Below are 16,835 nucleotides of genomic sequence, written 5' to 3'. Positions count from 1 at the left end.
ATACAAGATGAATTGGTATGTAGTTTATACAAAGCCCAAGTGGGAGAAAAAAGTTGCAGAACAATTAAAAAGCAACGGAATAGAGTGTTATTGCCCTTTGATTACACAAGTGCGACAATGGTCTGACAGAAAGAAAAAAGTGGAAGTGCCTCTTTTTAATTCCTATGTTTTCGTACAATTACCAGATTCTGAAAGGAATGCAGTGTTTCAGTCAGTAGGGGTGGTGCGTTATTTATTTTGGTTGGGAAAACCAGCTGTAGTTCGTGATGAAGAGATCAGTGTTATAAAAAAGTGGCTTACAACTTCGGATACTTCGGGGATTTCGGTGGCATCAGTACAAGTTGGAGATGCTATACAATTAGATTCCGGACCATTTTCAACTCAAAAAGCAATTGTCCAAGAGGTTACTAATACCCATTATGTACTGGTTTTGGAATCGTTGGGTTGTGTCTTGAAAATGAAACTTAAATAAAATAATAAGTATAAGAGGATTATTTAAATGGGTTATATGAGATACCTTTCTGTATCTTGATTTTGAATTTTTTTGTATAACCTAAATTATGTTATGCTGCCAATACTTTTTAAAATAAATCCGGCATTAGATGGCAAGCTTTCACTAAATCCCTGAATAGAATCTGAAATTAATGGCAATTGCTATATTAACTTGATTACAGGTTTGTTCCTATATGTCCAAAATACAGGGATAAATTTTTTGCAATTGCCTTCTGATTTTATGTTTTTAAAATGGAATTGAGGCATTTCTGACACTTAAATCTCATGGTGCGTCACTGGTCTATAAAGGTTAATTTGAAACCACTTTTTCATGTTTTTTTTGTCACCAATTTGGGTGATTTTTTTTGGCGGTTTAATCAGTTTTTAAAATGTTTATTGCTGGTCTTTAGTTGTTTATGTTTTTGTTTGCTTTTTGTGAAAGCATCGTAGTATTTCGAAGGGTAAATAATAGATGAAAAATCGGCATATTGTACTTATATTTGCCCTCTTAAATTATTCTGGTTTCGGCTCATTTTTGTGAGTATGAATTGCGAAGCAGTATAATAAAGTTAACGATGGTTAATTATAATTGTTAAAAAAAATGGATTCTAATACAAAAATAGCTGTAGTTGGTTTGGGTTATGTAGGTTTGCCATTGGCAAGATTGTTTGCAACCAAACATACTGTTGTTGGATTTGATATCAATCAGTCCAGGGTTAACTCCTTAAAATCAGGTACTGATACTACATTTGAAGTAGATGATATTACGTTGCAAAAGGTGCTATTGGAGCAATCAAGTAATGCCATTGGTTTATACTGCACTACTGATGTTAAAGACATTGCGGATTGTAATTATTACATCGTAACGGTTCCCACTCCGGTTGATAAAAATAATCGCCCAGATTTAACACCTTTATATAGGTCTAGTGAAACGGTTGGAAGCGTTTTGAAAAAAGGGGATATCGTTATTTATGAATCTACTGTTTATCCAGGAGTAACCGAGGAAGAATGTGTGCCTGTTTTGGAACGCGTTTCAGGATTAAAATTTAATGTAGATTTTTTTGCGGGTTATTCTCCTGAAAGAATTAATCCTGGAGATAAAGAACATACCGTAGAAAAAATTTTAAAAATCACTTCAGGTTCCACTTTCGAAATTGGACATAAAGTAAATGAATTATATCAGTCGGTTATTACTGCCGGGACACACTTGGCACCGTCTATCAAGGTAGCTGAAGCTGCCAAAGTAATTGAAAACTCTCAACGCGACATCAATATTGCTTTTGTAAATGAGTTGGCTAAGATATTTAATTTGATGAATATCGATACGCAAGCCGTTTTAGAAGCAGCACGGACCAAATGGAATTTTCTGCCATTTAAACCCGGTTTGGTTGGAGGTCATTGTATTGGAGTGGATCCTTATTATTTGGCTCAACGAGCGCAAGAGTTTGGTTATCATCCTGAAATAATACTAGCCGGAAGACGATTGAATGACAGTATGGGCGAATATGTAGCTTCTCAAGTTGTCAAGCTAATGATTAAAAAAGGAATTTCGGTTAATGGTGCTACAGTGTTAATGCTTGGAATTACTTTTAAAGAAAACTGTCCAGATGTTCGCAATACAAAAATTGTGGATGTAATAGCCGCTTTAACGGATTATGGAATTACAGTGACGACTTACGATCCTCTTGCAAATCCATTGGAAGTACAAAAAGAATATAATTTAGTTACGACAAATTTAGTTCCGAATCAGAAATTTGATGCTATAGTGTTAGGTGTTGCACACCACCAATTTTTAGATTTAGATTTGTCTATATTACAAAATACTACTAGTTTGTTGTACGATGTAAAAGGGGTTTTGGGTGATGCTGTTGATGGAAGATTGTAGATCTAGGTTATCAGTTATTAACCCTTTGGATGTGATTCAAAAAGGATTTCTTTTTACCACATAGAAACATAGAAATAAAACTTCTAATTAAAGAAATAATAGAAAATAGCACTATTTTTCGCATAGTTAAACTATGTGAAAAGTAAAACATTTATCAAACTCTTTTCAAATACTAATTACACCCAACGGGTAGTTATCGGTTGTCGGTTATCTGATCTCAGGTTATAGATAGTAGTACACGACATCGCGGATGTAATTTATATAAAAGTGAAGCGTCTGATTTATTTAAATTAAATTGATGCTTTCGAAAATAAGAGTTGTGAGTCCTAACAGTAGTTCCTTTTTTAGACTACAACTGAAATTACAAATAAAAAAGAACTTATGAAAATAGGAATAACTTTTAGCGCTTTCGACTTGCTTCATGCTGGTCATATAAAGATGTTGGAAGAAGCGAAGAGACAATGTGATTATTTAATAACAGCATTGCAAACAGACCCAACTATCGACCGTCCTGAAAAAAACAGACCTACACAGTCTGTTGTAGAACGTTATATCCAGCTCAAAGGATGTAGATTTGTTGATGAAATAGTGCCTTATGCAACAGAACAGGATTTAGAGGATATTTTGCGCTCGTTCAAAATAGATGTGCGTATTATTGGAGACGAATACAAAGACAAGGATTTTACAGGTCGAACGTATTGCGAAGAAAAAGGGATTGAACTCTATTTTAATGTTAGAGATCACCGGTTTTCAAGTAGCAGTTTGCGTAAAGAAGTAAAGGACAAGGAATTGTTGAAAGAAAGCGGTTTGTAGATTGTCGGATTATTAGAAATTGGTGCTATCTCTCGATGGTAGTTCGATTTCACTTTATATAAACCTCAATGAGGTTTTGATGTATGAGGGCTTCGGCCCTTCGGTAAAAGCTCAGCCTGACAATAAAAAAGTCATTTTTATATTGTTTTTTTGTGAAAAATTAAAGTTTGAATTGAGGTTTTGATGTAAAAGGGGTTTTGGGAGATCGAGTTGATGAGAGGTTATAAAATATAAGTTTGTTTTATAATTAAAAACACACCCCTAGCCATTCTCAAGAGGGGAATGTGTATAACAAATAACGATTCTCGAACAACGAACATAGAATTAAATATGGAAAATAAACCTTCAATTACACATGTTATTCTTACTGGAGGAGTGGGCAGCCGATTGTGGCCGCTATCCCGAAAAAGCAAGCCTAAACAGTATCTTGACTTATTTGGTGGAAAGTCTTTGTTTGAAATGACTGTGGAACGTAATCGCATTATCGCCGACACCGTTATGGTGGTAGGAAATATTGATAATTGTCATCTTAGTAAAAAAGTTTTAGAAAAAACGAATACTTCTTACATAGACATCGTTGAATCCACTCCGAGAAATACGGCTGCTGCTATTGCTTTTGCCGCTTTTGCTTCTGATCCGGATGCTATTTTAATCGTAACACCATCGGATCATATTATTGACGACATGGCAGCATATGAAACTGCGATTCATGAAGCAGTAGCAAAAGCATCTCAAGGATACATTGTTACTTTTGGTATTATTCCCACTAAACCGGAAACGGGATATGGTTATATTGAGCGCAAAGGAGATGACGTGATTTCTTTTCGTGAAAAACCAAACCAGGTTTCTGCTCGAGATTTTATAGCGGAAGGAAATTTTCTATGGAATAGTGGTATGTTTTGTTTTAAAGCGGGTGTTTTTTTGGAGGAGTTAAAAGCTTTTGCACCGGAGGTTTATGAAAAGTCAAAAATAGCATGGGGTGCTGCGGTCAATGGGAATTTAGACTTAGCATTATCGCTTGAAATTCCCTCTATCAGTATTGACTATGCTGTTATGGAACGAAGTAAAAAAATAAAAGTAGTGTCCTCTAAATTTGCTTGGTCTGATTTGGGTTCTTTTGAATCTGTTTATGATTACTTGGTCTCTACGGGGCATCCGGTTGATAAAAAAGGGAATATGGTGATTGGGACTACTAATTACACTGCTTTTGTAGGTCTTAAGAATACTATTTTTGTACATACGGATACTGCTAATTTAATTCTTCAGAAAGATAATTCTCAGGATGTTAAAAATGTGTACAATGAATTAGAAAGAGAAAATCCAGATTTGTTGGATTGAAATTAGTGAATAGTTAATGGTGAGAAGTGAGTTGTGTCCTTCGACAAGCTCAGGATGACAGTGAAAAGTGAGAAGGGAAGGTTAAGCCTGATTTTAAAATCAAACGTTTAAAGTTTCAGGATTCGATTCTTCGAATTTTGTGAGTATAGTTTTCGTTTTACTGCGGATATAAAAGGGATTTAGTGAGAAAGGAAAGTTTTAAAATCAAAATTATATAATGTGTCTTAAAGAGGATAAAAAAGGGCGAAAAAAACGTTAATTTAAAATTTTATTTTTTTGTAAAATTACCAGCTTGTTTAATGGGTTGGTTTTTAATATTTTGTAAGAATAGGATGAAATATGTCTTAGGCGATTTTTTTCGTTTAATAAATAGTGGGTTAAATATTTTAAACTAAATTTGCTGTCGAAAAGAAAATCTGGTAAAGCCCAATGGGGACTTAGCAAGGCGAAGCCATTGGAGCTGTTGCTGTTTTTATTACCATATAGTTATACGTTGCACTACAATAGGACTAACAGGTTGTAGATTTGAAGAATTTAAATTTTAAAATAGATATGAGAAAAATAATTACAGTCACTTTATTGTTTATAGCACTTTTTCAGTCCTCCACTTTGTTGGCGCAAGATTTGTTAAAAAGCACTGATTTAAGTACGTTAAAAGTAGATTATTTATCGGATAGTGATATTGCAAAAATAAAAGCACAGTTGCAAACTAATAATGTGACTATTGAGCAGGCGGAACCTATGGCTTTGGCAAAAGGAATGTCTGCCAGCGAATTTGCAAAATTAAAGGAGCGCCTTGCGATGCCAGCGACCAAAACCGATGTGGTTAAAAAGGATCGTGACGATGAAGATAAAGGATTAGAGAAGGAATCTGGAAGAAAACAGGAAAAGATTGTCAATACTAAAGTTAAGGATTCGATTAATGCGTTGGTTTTTGGTTCAGAACTGTTTGATAATCCAACCTTAAATTTCGAGCCTAATCTGAAATTGGCCACACCTGTGAATTACATTTTAGGACCTGGTGATGAATTGCAAGTCAGCGTTTATGGTGTACAGGAATTTAATGCCAGTATCCCAGTGAGTGTTGAAGGAAAAGTAACTATTCAATATGTGGGTCAAATCGCTGTTTCCGGAATGACTATTGAGGCTGCAACCCAAAAAATCAGAAATGCTATTGCGGGCGTTTATAGCACCGTACGATCAGGACAATCACAGGTAACTGTTAATCTGACTCGCATCAGAACGATTAAAGTAACTTTGATAGGCAGTAAGCAACCTGGAAACTATTCTATTTCTTCTTTAGCAACGGTTTATAATGCCTTGTTTTTAGGCGGTGGGCCAGGGAAAAATGGCAGTTATAGAAATATTGAATTGATTCGAAACAATAAAGTGTTTACTAAAGTAGATATTTATAATTTTTTGGTCAATGGAGATCAATCTGATAATGTTGGGTTGAAAGACAATGATGTTATTCGGATTCCAGCCTATAATCAGAGAGTTACCCTTGAAGGACAGGTTAAACGTCCGGGTATTTTTGAGATGAAAAAAGGGGAAACGTTTAACGACTTATTGTTATTTGCTTCTGGTTTCAATGAATTTGCTTACACTGCATCGGTGAATGTATTGCAAAAAACGGATAAAGAATTTAAAGTGCGAGACATAAAAGCATCAGAGTTTACTAGCTACAAGCCTTTATCCGGTGATGTATTCAGAGTGACCAAAATTTTAAACCGATTTGAAAACCGTATCAAAATTGACGGAGCCGTTTTTAGACCGGATACCTATTCTTTTTATGAAGGGATGCGGATCTCTGATTTGATTGCAAAAGCCGAAGGATTAAAAGAAGATGCTTATAGTAACAGAGGTAGAATCATTCGATTGCAACCTGATTTGACTACGGAAATTGTCAACGTGAATTTGGCTAAAGCCTTAGAAGGGGATCTAGAAGCTGATATTGCCTTGCATAAAGAAGACATCGTAACGGTGTATTCTATTTTAGATTTTGTTGAAGAATATAAAATAACGATTGATGGCGAAATTAAAAAGCCCGGAGTTTATGATTATCATGAAAATCTGACGTTAAATGATTTATTGGTACAGGCTGGCGGATTAACGGGTTCAGCATCCAAAAGAGTAGAAGTGGCACGAATGATTCAATCAGAAGAAGTTGATGATGCGAACTCTAATAAAGCGGAATTGTTTAATATCGAAATTACTGCCAATAATAATGAGCAATTAAAAAACTTTGAATTGCAACCATTTGATGTGGTTAATATCCGTAAGATGGCGGTGTATGACAAGCCAGAAATGGTAACTGTGAACGGAGCGGTGCATTATGCGGGTAAATATGTATTGGCTCATAAGAAAGACAAAATATATGATGTAGTACAAAGAGCTGGAGGATTGACTTCTTTGGCGAATGTAGAAGGCGTTAAAATCAAAAGACCTATTCAAGCGAAACAAATTGAAGCGGTAGAGAGCGTAGATTTGAATTTGGGCAAGAAAGACAGCCTCCAAAAGAAATTGACCAAAAAATTAAAAGAAGATTTGAAATTTGCCATTATACCTGTAGATTGGAGAGCCATTGTCAAAAATCAAAATAGCAGCACCAACGTGACTTTGTTTCCCGGAGATGAAATTGAAGTGGCGACTTTCAATGAAGGCGTTAAAGTGACAGGGAATGTATTATTGACTTCTGAGATTCCTTATGATAAAGGAAAGTCATTTGGTTATTATTTAAATGCCGTGGGTGGAGTAGATAACAAGGGTTGGAAAAGAAAAGCCTATATTATTTATCCCAATGGTAAAGCAGCAGTAGCCAGTTCATTCCTGTTTATTAGATCCTATCCCAAAGTGAAACCAGGTTCTCAAATTATAGTACCTGAAAAACCGGAGACTAAAAAAATGAGTACCGGGGAGTTTGTCAGTATCGCAGGAGTGTTAGCGAGTTTGGCAGGGATTGTAATAGCACTTATTAGGTAATAGTGTTCAGTGGCCAGTATTCAGTGATCAGTTTGCAGTTCTTCAAAACAGTCAGCAGAATATTATCAATAACCGTTTTTTAAATAGAATGCCTCAATGCTAAACTAAATACAAGCGTAAAATCTTGATAAAAATGAACGAACAAAATACTAACGACGAAATTTCGTTAAAAGAATTACTGGAAAAAGGAAGGGAATGGTATGCCTATTTGCTGTCGCAGTGGAAAATTATATTTCTAGCAGGAATCATGGGGGCAGGTTTGGGCTTGGCCTATTCTTTTAGTAAAAAACCAGTATATACCGCGACACTATCTTTTGCTTTAGAAGATGAAAAAGCAGGTGGAGGATTAGGAGGGGCTATTGGTTTAGCGAGCTCACTTGGTTTAGACCTTGGAGGAGGAGGAGGCAGTATCTTTACCGGATCCAATTTGACGGAATTGTTTAAATCACGTTCTATGGTTGAACAAACCTTATTGACACCCGTTACTCAAAATGGAAAAGTGATTTCTTTGGCCGAAATGTATATTCAAAATAACAAATGGAGAGACAGTTGGAATGGAAATCCTAAATATAAGAACATTCAGTTTTTGCCCAATGTAAAACGAAAATATTTCACGCGAGTGCACGACAGTATTTTGGGAGTGATTTACGAAAGCTTATCAAAAGGGGGATTGGCAGTAGCTCAAAAAGATAAAAAAATTGCTATTATTAGTATAGATATGTCTTCGATGAACGAAATGTTTGCCAAATATTTTTGTGAAGCACTAGCTAAAGAAGTATCCGATTTTTATGTTGCTACTAAAAGTAAAAAAGCGCGTATGAATATGGCTATCTTGGAACGACAAACTGATTCCATTCGTGGGGAATTGAATGGAGCCATTACCGGTGTGGCGGTTGCCAATGATAACACCTTTGGTTTGAATCCTGCGATGAACGTGCGTCGTGCTCCTTCGGCAAGACGGCAGGTGGATGTGCAGGCGAATACGGCGATTTTGACCGAATTGGTCAAACAAACGGAATTGGCTAAAGTCACGTTACGTAAAGAAACTCCATTAATTCAGGTGATTGACCGGCCAATTTTGCCTTTGAAGATGGATAAGTTTGGGAAAGCAAAAGGGATTGTAATGGGTGGTTTTTTAGCGGGATTTTTAGTGGTGTTGGGTTTGATTGTTAGAAGGTTGTTGAAATCAATAACTCAATAATTGTTTTGATATAAATAATGTATTTTAAGTAAAAAATGAATATCCTCAAATTAATAGGCAGAGAAGAAGAAATATTTGAAAAAGATATTTCTTCTTATGAAACTGAATTAAGAAAAATAGCTCAAAACTCTAGTTTCTTAGTAATTGGTGGTGCTGGATCCATAGGTCAAGCGGTAACCAAAGAAATATTTAAGCGAAATCCATCAAAATTACATGTTGTTGATATTAGTGAAAATAACATGGTGGAGCTTGTTCGTGATTTGAGAAGTTCTTATGGCTATATAGATGGCGATTTCCAAACATTTGCTTTAGATATTGGATCCATTGAATATGACGCTTTTATACAATCAGATGGGAAATACGATTATGTTTTAAACCTCTCTGCTTTAAAGCACGTCAGAAGCGAAAAAGATCCATTTACATTGATGCGAATGATTGATGTGAATGTTTTTAATACCGAGAAAACTTTACAGCAATCCATCGAAAATGGAACCAAAAAATATTTTTGTGTTTCTACCGATAAAGCAGCCAATCCTGTAAATATGATGGGGGCTTCTAAGCGCATCATGGAAATGTATTTGATGCGTAGAAGTGAGCAAATAAAAATTTCCACAGCTCGTTTTGCCAATGTAGCTTTTTCGGATGGGTCTTTATTACATGGCTTCAATCAACGAATTTTAAAAAAGCAGCCTATAGTGGCTCCAAATGATATTAAGCGTTATTTTGTAACTCCAAAAGAATCGGGAGAACTATGTTTGATGTCCTGTATTTTTGGAGAAAATAGAGATATTTTCTTTCCTAAATTAAGTGAAAATTTACATTTAATTTCATTTGCCGATATCGCAGTAAAATATCTTACTGAAATTGGATATGAGCCTCATCTATGTGAAACTGAAGAAGAAGCCAGAAGTGATGTAAATGCATTAATTGCGCAAAAAAAATGGCCTTGTTTATTTAGCGGAAGTGATACAACTGGGGAAAAAGATTTTGAAGAGTTTTTTACTGATAAAGAGGTTTTGGATATGGAAAGATTTGAAAATTTAGGGGTTATTAAAAATGACGCTAATTTTGACCAATCAAAATTAGAAAACTTCACCTCCAAAATTGCTCAGATGAAAGCAGATAAATCATGGAATAAAGAAGAAATTGTTGCTTTGTTTCACAATATGATTCCTAATTTTGGACATAAAGAAACGGGTAAGTATTTAGATTCAAAAATGTAATTATGGCAGCTATTAATTCGGTTGTATCTTTTATAAAAGCACAGTATAAAACGGAAAATTTTATTCCGTTACACGTACCTCATTTTGGAGGTAATGAAAAAAAATACTTGTTAGAAACTATTGATTCTACTTTTGTATCCTCTGTAGGGGCTTATGTAGATCAATTTGAGTTGATGATGCAAGCCATTACCCAAACTCAAAAAACAGTTGCCGTTGTCAATGGTACTGCAGGAATTCAAGTGGCTTTGCGGTTAGTAGGTGTGAAAGCAGGGGATGAAGTATTGACACAAGCCTTGACTTTCGTGGCTACCGCCAATGCTATAGCGTATCAAAATGCAACACCTGTTTTTTTAGATGTTGATTTAGATACTATGGGATTGTCCCCTAAAGCAATTGCTTCATTTTTAGAAGAATTTGGTGATTTGCGTGAGGATGGTTGTTACAATAAAAAGACAGGAAATAAAATAGGTGCTTGTGTACCGATGCACACTTTTGGATTTCCGGTGCATTTAGACGAACTGATTGCCGTTTGTGACGCTTGGAGAATTCCAGTGGTAGAAGATGCTGCCGAATCATTAGGTAGCGAGTACAAAGGAAAGCCAACAGGGAGTTTAGGGAAAGTAGGTGTTTTTTCATTTAACGGGAATAAAATAGTTACCTGCGGTGGTGGTGGTGCTATTGTTACCAATGATATTGCAATAGGAGAAAAAGGGAAATATTTAACCACAACAGCCAAAATCCCACATCCTTATGAATATGTACATGATGAAATGGGATATAATTTCAGAATGCCCAACTTGAATGCCGCTTTGGCATGTGCCCAATTGGAACAGTTGGAAGGTTTTTTAGAAAATAAAAGAAGATTAGCCAAAGAGTATCAATCTTTCTTTAGTACTAATGGAATAAAATTCAGAACTGAAACGCCAGATACCAAAGCAAATTATTGGTTGATGTGTGTGGAGTTGGAAAACAAAGCAGAGCGAGATTTGTTTTTGGAAAGAACCAATGCAAATGGAGTGATGACTCGACCAATATGGCAATTGATGTATCGTTTGCCGATGTATGCTAATTGTCAGAAAGACGAACAGATCAATGCCGAATTTTTGGAGGAACGAATTGTTAATATACCGAGTAGTTTTAGGAAAATTTAACACGAAAAGATTAATCATTGGTTCAAGTGGATTTGAATAGTGGTATATTTTCTTTTACAAGAAGTGCATGGTCATAATACGCATTTTTGTGGTCTTATAGATAATTTTGAAAATAGAGATAAAATATCTATCGGTAAAAATTATTTTGAATTAGAAAGTAGATCGAATATAGAAAATATTGAATTATTTTTAGGAATAGAATCTCCTATAGTGATACAAAGAATAACTACTAAATTTTGCGGTTTTTCATTTCCTAATTTAATACATCAAAGTTTTATTGGTTTTGAAAACTCAATAAAGATGGGTTTTGGAAATATTATTACACCTAGTTGTATTTTTACAGTTGACGTCGCAATAGGGTCTTTTAATGTTTTTAATACATCTATTTGTATAGGTCATGACTCTGTAATCGGTTCATATGATGTTTTTTTACCACGAACTCAAATTTCAGGGAATGTTAAAATTGGAAATTCGAATATATTTGGTATGACTTCTGGTGTTTTTCAGGGTGAAAAAATTGGGGATAATAATTATTTGGAGCATATTCTTTTGTAATTAAAAATATACTAATAATAATTCATATTTTGGTATATCCGCAACAAAAAATAATTTTAATAAACAAAACAGGATATAATTATTAATAATTTGTATCGATAACTATTTATTTGATAATAATGACAATTGTTTTTTCCGTGATTTTTCCTAATAATTTAATTTATTTTCCTGATTTTCTAAAATCTTTAGAAAACCAAGAAGATAAAAAATTCAAATTAGTTTTATTAAATGATGGTGTAGGTAATATTGAATCATATTTAAAATCAACGAAACTTAATTTTGATATATACGATGTTGCTAATATGAGTCCTTTTGAAATAAGACTTTTTGGTTTTGAAAAGATTATTAACATGCGTGCGGATTTTGTTATTTTTGCTGATACAGATGATTTATTGTGTCCCAAAAGAGTATTAAAGTCGGTTGAAAATTTAAAACAGCATTCATTTGTTTGTAATGATATTAGTCTAATTTCTGAAAACGGTCTCCTAATAAATGATTTATATTGGTCAAGCAGAATAAGTAATAAATATGAATTTGGAATTCAATTTATAAAGAACAAAAACTTAGTTGGTCTTGGTAATAGCGCAATTAGGTGTGATAAATTAAATTTATGGTTGAAAATTTTTTCAGGTATTTCTAAAGCAAATGACTGGTTGCTATTTTCTTCTCTAGGTAATGATTTTAAGGCAATATTCACAAATGAATGTAAAACACTTTACAGGCAACATAATTTAAATACTATTGGAAAAAAAAAATTAAATAAAGATAATTTACTAGAAATTCTCAATAGCAAAATAGCACATTATGATGCACTAAAAAAACTTAATTTTAATGCTTATAATTTAGATGAACAAATAAAATATAATCAAGAAATACTTCAATTGTTTATTACTGAATTAAATTTGCTTGATGAACAATTAATTAAAATAAACTCGCTAGGGATTAATTTTTTTTGGTGGGAAGAAACTAACTATATCAATTTAATAAAATGAAAAAAATAAAAATTACAAATTCAAAATCAGTCTTTAATTTTTCTAGCCCTTATATAATTGCTGAAATTGGCGCTAATCATAATGGAGATATTACTCTTGCAAAGAAATTAATTGATAGTGCAAAAGAATGTGGTGCTGATGCAGTTAAATTTCAATCTTGGAAACCAGGTTCAATTGAAGCAAAGGAAGTTTATGAAAAGAATCAATCTTATAATGATGGTGATGGCGGGAAAAAACATTTTGGCTCGTTAAAAGAGATGGTAGATAAATATTATTTAAGAGATGAACAACACATAGAGCTTTCAAATTATTGTAAAGCAATAGGAATTGACTTTTGCTCAACCCCTTTTTCAAAAGAAGAGGTTGATCTTTTACATCAATTAGATGTCCCCTTTTTTAAAACTGCATCTATGGATATAAATAATTTTGATTTGTTAAAGCATATGGCTTCTTATAAAAAGCCAATTATTTTATCGACTGGTATGTCAACGATTGGAGAAATTGAGAGAGCTATAAAAACAATTGAAGATGCAGGTAATAATCAGATAATAATTCTACATTGTATTTCTATCTATCCACCTAAATATGCAGATATCAATTTGAATAATATTCTAATGTTACAAAAAGTATTTGATTACCCAATAGGTTTTTCAGATCATTCAATAGGAACTTCAATTCCTTTAGCTTCAATAGCGCTTGGATCTTGTGTAATTGAAAAACATTTTACATTGGACAAAGACATGCCAGGGTGGGATCACCAAATTTCTGCTAATCCTGAGGAATTACGAGAGATTGTAAAAGAAGGAAGCAACATTCAAATTGCTCTTGGATCATTTAAAAGAGTTGTATCTGAAGATGAAAAAGAGAAAAAAGGTAAATTTAGAAGAAGTGTTGTTACCGCGAAACAACTATTTGAAGGTCAGATAATTAAAGAAGAAGATTTGGCCGTTAAAAGACCTGGGACTGGAATTCAGCCAGAAGAAGCCATATATTTGCTAGGTAGAAAACTAAGAAGAAATATAGGTGAAGATGAATTATTAAATTGGTCTGATTTCGAATAAAAAATTTGAGTTTTAAGCATTTTAATTTATATAACAAATGAATAAATATTTTATATCTAAAACTAATAATATTAGAGAATCGATAAAAAAAATTGATAATAATGGGGAAGGATTTATATTTATAATTAATGATGATGATATTGTAATAGGACTTGTTACTGATGGAGACTTTAGAAGAGCCATTCTTAACGAGGTTTCATTGGATGAGAATTGTATGTCTATAGCAAATAAAGATTTTAAATACGTTGAAAGTAATTATACTGAAAGAGAAATAATAAATATATTTCTACAATGGAAAATTGATCATTTGCCTGTATTAGAAAACGGGTGTTTAAAAGGTATCTTGTTTAGAAAAGATTTTAACTTATCTGGGAAGGTAATTTTAGAAAAAAAGCTTAGTGATGTTTCAGTAGTAATTATGGCTGGAGGAAAGGGTACTCGAATGAAACCATTTACTAATATTTTGCCCAAACCATTGATTCCTGTTGGTGATAAATCAATGTTAGAAGTAATTATGGATGAGTATAACTTACACTTCCAAAGTAAATTCCATATATCAGTTAACTATAAAGCTAATTTAATTAAAGCTTATCTAGAAGACTTTGTGGATATGTATGATATATCTTATGTTTCGGAACAAATTCCCCTTGGTACAGGTGGGGCATTAAAATATTTGGAAGGTAAAATTGAAAGTCCATTTTTTGTCTCAAATTGTGACATATTGATTAAGGCTAATTATACTGAGATATATAATGACCATTTAAGTAAGAATAACGATATAACAATAGTAGCATCATTAATCCATTATAAAGTACCCTATGGGGTTTGTGAAATTGAAAATGGAGGAGAATTAAAAGGTATGATAGAGAAACCAGAATATGATTTTTTAGTTAACGCAGGAATGTATATTTTGAATCCAGATGTACTAAAATTGATTCCAGAAGATGAGTTTTATAATATTACCGATTTAATTGATTCTGTAAAAAGCAGTGGAGGAAAGGTAGGTGTATTTCCTGTGTCCGAAAATTCATATTCAGATTCTGGTCAATGGGAAGAATATCGAAACATGCTAAATACATTTACTAATTGATAATGATTTAGTTTAATATTTGATCATTGTTTAATTCTGTAAAAATAAAAGATTTATTTAAATGAAAATAATTGCAGTAATTCCCGCAAGAGGTGGCTCAAAAAGAATTCCAAAAAAAAATATTATTGATTTTATGGGCAAACCAATTCTTGCTTGGACAATAGAAGCCGCCAGAAAATCGAAAATTTTTGATAGGATTATTTTGAGTACTGATAGCGAAGACATAGCTTCTGTTGGAAGAGAGTTTGGTATTGATGTACCTTTTCTAAGGACAGACAAAAGTGATGACATTTCTCCAGTTACAGAAGCAACTATCGTCGCCGTTAAGCAAGCTGAAAGATTTTATAATGAGAAATACGATGTTGTTGTACAATTAATGGCAAATGCTCCATTAAGGAATGAAAATGATATTAAAAATCATTTTAATTTTTTTATTGATAGCAAATCAGACTTTCAAATTAGTTCCTTCAAATTTGGCTGGATGAATCCATGGTGGTCATTCAAACTAAATCAGGATGGTACTTCAGAATGGATGTTGAAGGAAGGGATTAATAAAAGATCACAAGATTTAGAAGATTTATATTGTCCTACAGGCGTAATTTGGATTGCAAAAGTTGATAAATTAATTGAATCTAATACTTTTTATGGTCCGGGATACAAATTTTGTGAAATTGATTGGAAACATGCTGTTGATATAGATAACTATGAAGATTTAGAATTTGCTAAAGCTTTATTTATGTTAAAATAATTAATTTTCTTCAATGTTAGAATATTTAAACAATGAATTAAGGATTTTCTCTCTAAATAAATAATTTGAGTAAAAAATACATGAGCCATAGAAATATTATTAATAATTCATCTTACAAATTATATGAATATTTTTACATAATAGTAGTAATAGTTATTATTTTTCAGTTGTACATTCCCCAAATTAGATTAGGAGTTATTACAGCAATCATTATTTTTATATTAATTTATAAAAATATTAAAAAGCATTCATTGCTTTATAATTCTTCAATTAATAAATTAGTGTTGTTTTATATTTTATATAATTCAATTTCGATTTTATGGTTTTTATTAAAGGGATTTCCCGTATCCGTTTTCTTTGCAGAGTGGACGAATTCAATTCTTCCAGTGTTTTTTTTTTATTTTTCATATCCCTTTAAAAAGCAACAAGATAATTTTTACCGATTAACTTTATTAGCGTTAATTTTTAGCTTTATTATTGGCTTTGTACTTTGGATAATGGAGCCTCCTTTTTACAGAGCCTTTATGGATGTCACTGAAGGACCGGGGACTGATCTATTGTTTTTTCAATCAATTTTTGGTCTTACAGCCACAGGAGCATTAGGTTTCGTAGCTTTTCTAATTAGTTTTCACATTATTTTTAAAAGTAAAGGAAAAAATGGAAAAATAGCTTTGCTAGTATCATTAGTAGCCACAATCTTAACTTTTAGACGTTCTGCACTAGTTGTACTTATAATGTCCATTTTAGTGATGCATTTTATAGGCTATTTTCGATATAGTTTTGTTAAAAAAAGATATTTCCTATTAGAGCTTGCTTTTTTTTATGGTGTAATTTTATTTGTCTCTTATAATTACGATGATTTTTTTACTAATTTATTTGAGAGAGTTTCAATGTTGTCAGAAGCCTTTGATGAACGAAAAGCAAATAATTTATCCGCATTTAGCCACGATAATTTTTTAATAGGAGGTGGACTAGGAGCTTATGGCCATAAAGTAGTTCCTTATAGTAAAGTAGTAATTGCAGATGGTAATTATTTCAAAATGTTCGCTGAACTAGGTATTATTGGGACATTTATATTTTTTTCTATTTTGGCATGTTCAATATTTAAAGGAATGCAAGACCTGAGGAATAAATATCTTGAAATGGGTATTGTCATTGGGTTGAGTTTGATGGCAGTAGGATCTAATATTTTCGAATATCAAATAATTGCTCCTGTTTTTTGGTACTCTGTGGGTAAGATTTCTGCGATAAATAATCCTAAAATTGAATAAACCATTATCATCAATAATTATATGAAATCTCAT

The 16,835-nt window shown here is 32.8% G+C and carries 14 protein-coding genes; all 14 read left to right on the top strand.

Going from position 1 to position 16,835, the window contains the following annotated elements; genetic code table 11:
- Positions 1-7: 7 nt before the first annotated feature.
- The 14 genes from E0H99_RS11965 (at position 8) to E0H99_RS11900 (ending at position 16,802) form a co-directional block, all read left to right on the top strand.
- Positions 8-472 carry a UpxY family transcription antiterminator gene (locus E0H99_RS11965; protein WP_131995762.1) on the top strand — a complete coding sequence of 155 codons (465 nt, stop codon included), beginning with the start codon at positions 8-10 and terminating at the stop codon, positions 470-472.
- 621 nt (positions 473-1,093) lie between these two features.
- Positions 1,094-2,377: a nucleotide sugar dehydrogenase gene (locus E0H99_RS11960; RefSeq protein ID WP_131995759.1), complete on the top strand. Its 1,284-nt coding sequence runs from the start codon at positions 1,094-1,096 to the stop codon at positions 2,375-2,377.
- Positions 2,378-2,758: 381 nt separating this feature from the next.
- Positions 2,759-3,190: an adenylyltransferase/cytidyltransferase family protein gene (locus E0H99_RS11955; RefSeq protein ID WP_131995756.1), complete on the top strand. Its 432-nt coding sequence runs from the start codon at positions 2,759-2,761 to the stop codon at positions 3,188-3,190.
- Between the two features lie 330 nt (positions 3,191-3,520).
- A complete protein-coding gene (locus tag E0H99_RS11950; RefSeq protein ID WP_131995753.1) occupies positions 3,521-4,528 on the top strand; it encodes a mannose-1-phosphate guanylyltransferase in 1,008 nt (335 codons plus the stop codon).
- 552 nt (positions 4,529-5,080) lie between these two features.
- The gene (locus tag E0H99_RS11945; protein ID WP_131995750.1) at positions 5,081-7,510 is read left to right on the top strand and encodes an SLBB domain-containing protein; all 2,430 of its coding nucleotides are present in this window, start codon (positions 5,081-5,083) and stop codon (positions 7,508-7,510) included.
- Positions 7,511-7,643: 133 nt separating this feature from the next.
- Positions 7,644-8,711 (top strand): lipopolysaccharide biosynthesis protein, encoded by a 1,068-nt coding sequence (locus E0H99_RS11940; protein ID WP_131995747.1) that lies wholly within the window; start codon positions 7,644-7,646, stop codon positions 8,709-8,711.
- A gap of 35 nt (positions 8,712-8,746) precedes the next feature.
- Positions 8,747-9,934 (top strand): UDP-N-acetylglucosamine 4,6-dehydratase, encoded by a 1,188-nt coding sequence (locus tag E0H99_RS11935; protein ID WP_131995744.1) that lies wholly within the window; start codon positions 8,747-8,749, stop codon positions 9,932-9,934.
- Between the two features lie 2 nt (positions 9,935-9,936).
- Positions 9,937-11,085, top strand: a complete 1,149-nt coding sequence (locus E0H99_RS11930; protein ID WP_131995741.1) for a LegC family aminotransferase — start codon at positions 9,937-9,939, stop codon at positions 11,083-11,085.
- Between the two features lie 39 nt (positions 11,086-11,124).
- The gene (locus E0H99_RS11925; RefSeq protein WP_131995738.1) at positions 11,125-11,640 is read left to right on the top strand and encodes a hypothetical protein; all 516 of its coding nucleotides are present in this window, start codon (positions 11,125-11,127) and stop codon (positions 11,638-11,640) included.
- A 119-nt stretch (positions 11,641-11,759) separates the two neighbouring features.
- Complete coding sequence (locus tag E0H99_RS11920; RefSeq protein WP_131995735.1) at positions 11,760-12,632, top strand: glycosyltransferase family 2 protein; 873 nt, start codon at positions 11,760-11,762, stop codon at positions 12,630-12,632.
- Positions 12,629-13,693: an N-acetylneuraminate synthase family protein gene (locus tag E0H99_RS11915; RefSeq protein WP_131995732.1), complete on the top strand. Its 1,065-nt coding sequence runs from the start codon at positions 12,629-12,631 to the stop codon at positions 13,691-13,693. Before E0H99_RS11920 ends, E0H99_RS11915 begins: the two co-directional genes overlap by 4 nt.
- 37 nt (positions 13,694-13,730) lie before the next feature.
- Positions 13,731-14,783: a sugar phosphate nucleotidyltransferase gene (locus tag E0H99_RS11910; RefSeq protein ID WP_131995729.1), complete on the top strand. Its 1,053-nt coding sequence runs from the start codon at positions 13,731-13,733 to the stop codon at positions 14,781-14,783.
- Positions 14,784-14,844: 61 nt separating this feature from the next.
- The gene (locus E0H99_RS11905; protein WP_131995726.1) at positions 14,845-15,531 is read left to right on the top strand and encodes a cytidylyltransferase domain-containing protein; all 687 of its coding nucleotides are present in this window, start codon (positions 14,845-14,847) and stop codon (positions 15,529-15,531) included.
- A gap of 65 nt (positions 15,532-15,596) precedes the next feature.
- A complete protein-coding gene (locus tag E0H99_RS11900) occupies positions 15,597-16,802 on the top strand; it encodes an O-antigen ligase family protein (protein ID WP_131995723.1) in 1,206 nt (401 codons plus the stop codon).
- Positions 16,803-16,835 lie beyond the last annotated feature (33 nt).

The organism is Flavobacterium sp. GT3P67 (genome assembly GCF_004349155.1).
Taxonomy (GTDB): Bacteria; Bacteroidota; Bacteroidia; order Flavobacteriales; family Flavobacteriaceae; genus Flavobacterium; species Flavobacterium ranwuense.
Note: the sequence above shows the minus strand (reverse complement) of the source record. Positions and strands in the feature narration are given on the sequence as shown.

Excerpts from the sequence above, each read along its gene's own strand:
- E0H99_RS11905 (WP_131995726.1), top strand. The coding sequence starts at position 14,845 with ATGAAAATAATTGCAGTAATTCCCGCAAGAGGTGGCTCAAAAAGAATT.
- E0H99_RS11935 (WP_131995744.1), top strand. The coding sequence starts at position 8,747 with ATGAATATCCTCAAATTAATAGGCAGAGAAGAAGAAATATTTGAAAAA.
- E0H99_RS11920 (WP_131995735.1), top strand. The coding sequence starts at position 11,760 with ATGACAATTGTTTTTTCCGTGATTTTTCCTAATAATTTAATTTATTTT.
- E0H99_RS11955 (WP_131995756.1), top strand. The coding sequence starts at position 2,759 with ATGAAAATAGGAATAACTTTTAGCGCTTTCGACTTGCTTCATGCTGGT.
- E0H99_RS11915 (WP_131995732.1), top strand. The coding sequence starts at position 12,629 with ATGAAAAAAATAAAAATTACAAATTCAAAATCAGTCTTTAATTTTTCT.
- E0H99_RS11930 (WP_131995741.1), top strand. The coding sequence starts at position 9,937 with ATGGCAGCTATTAATTCGGTTGTATCTTTTATAAAAGCACAGTATAAA.
- E0H99_RS11950 (WP_131995753.1), top strand. The coding sequence starts at position 3,521 with ATGGAAAATAAACCTTCAATTACACATGTTATTCTTACTGGAGGAGTG.
- E0H99_RS11965 (WP_131995762.1), top strand. The coding sequence starts at position 8 with ATGAATTGGTATGTAGTTTATACAAAGCCCAAGTGGGAGAAAAAAGTT.
- E0H99_RS11910 (WP_131995729.1), top strand. The coding sequence starts at position 13,731 with ATGAATAAATATTTTATATCTAAAACTAATAATATTAGAGAATCGATA.
- E0H99_RS11945 (WP_131995750.1), top strand. The coding sequence starts at position 5,081 with ATGAGAAAAATAATTACAGTCACTTTATTGTTTATAGCACTTTTTCAG.
- E0H99_RS11940 (WP_131995747.1), top strand. The coding sequence starts at position 7,644 with ATGAACGAACAAAATACTAACGACGAAATTTCGTTAAAAGAATTACTG.
- E0H99_RS11960 (WP_131995759.1), top strand. The coding sequence starts at position 1,094 with ATGGATTCTAATACAAAAATAGCTGTAGTTGGTTTGGGTTATGTAGGT.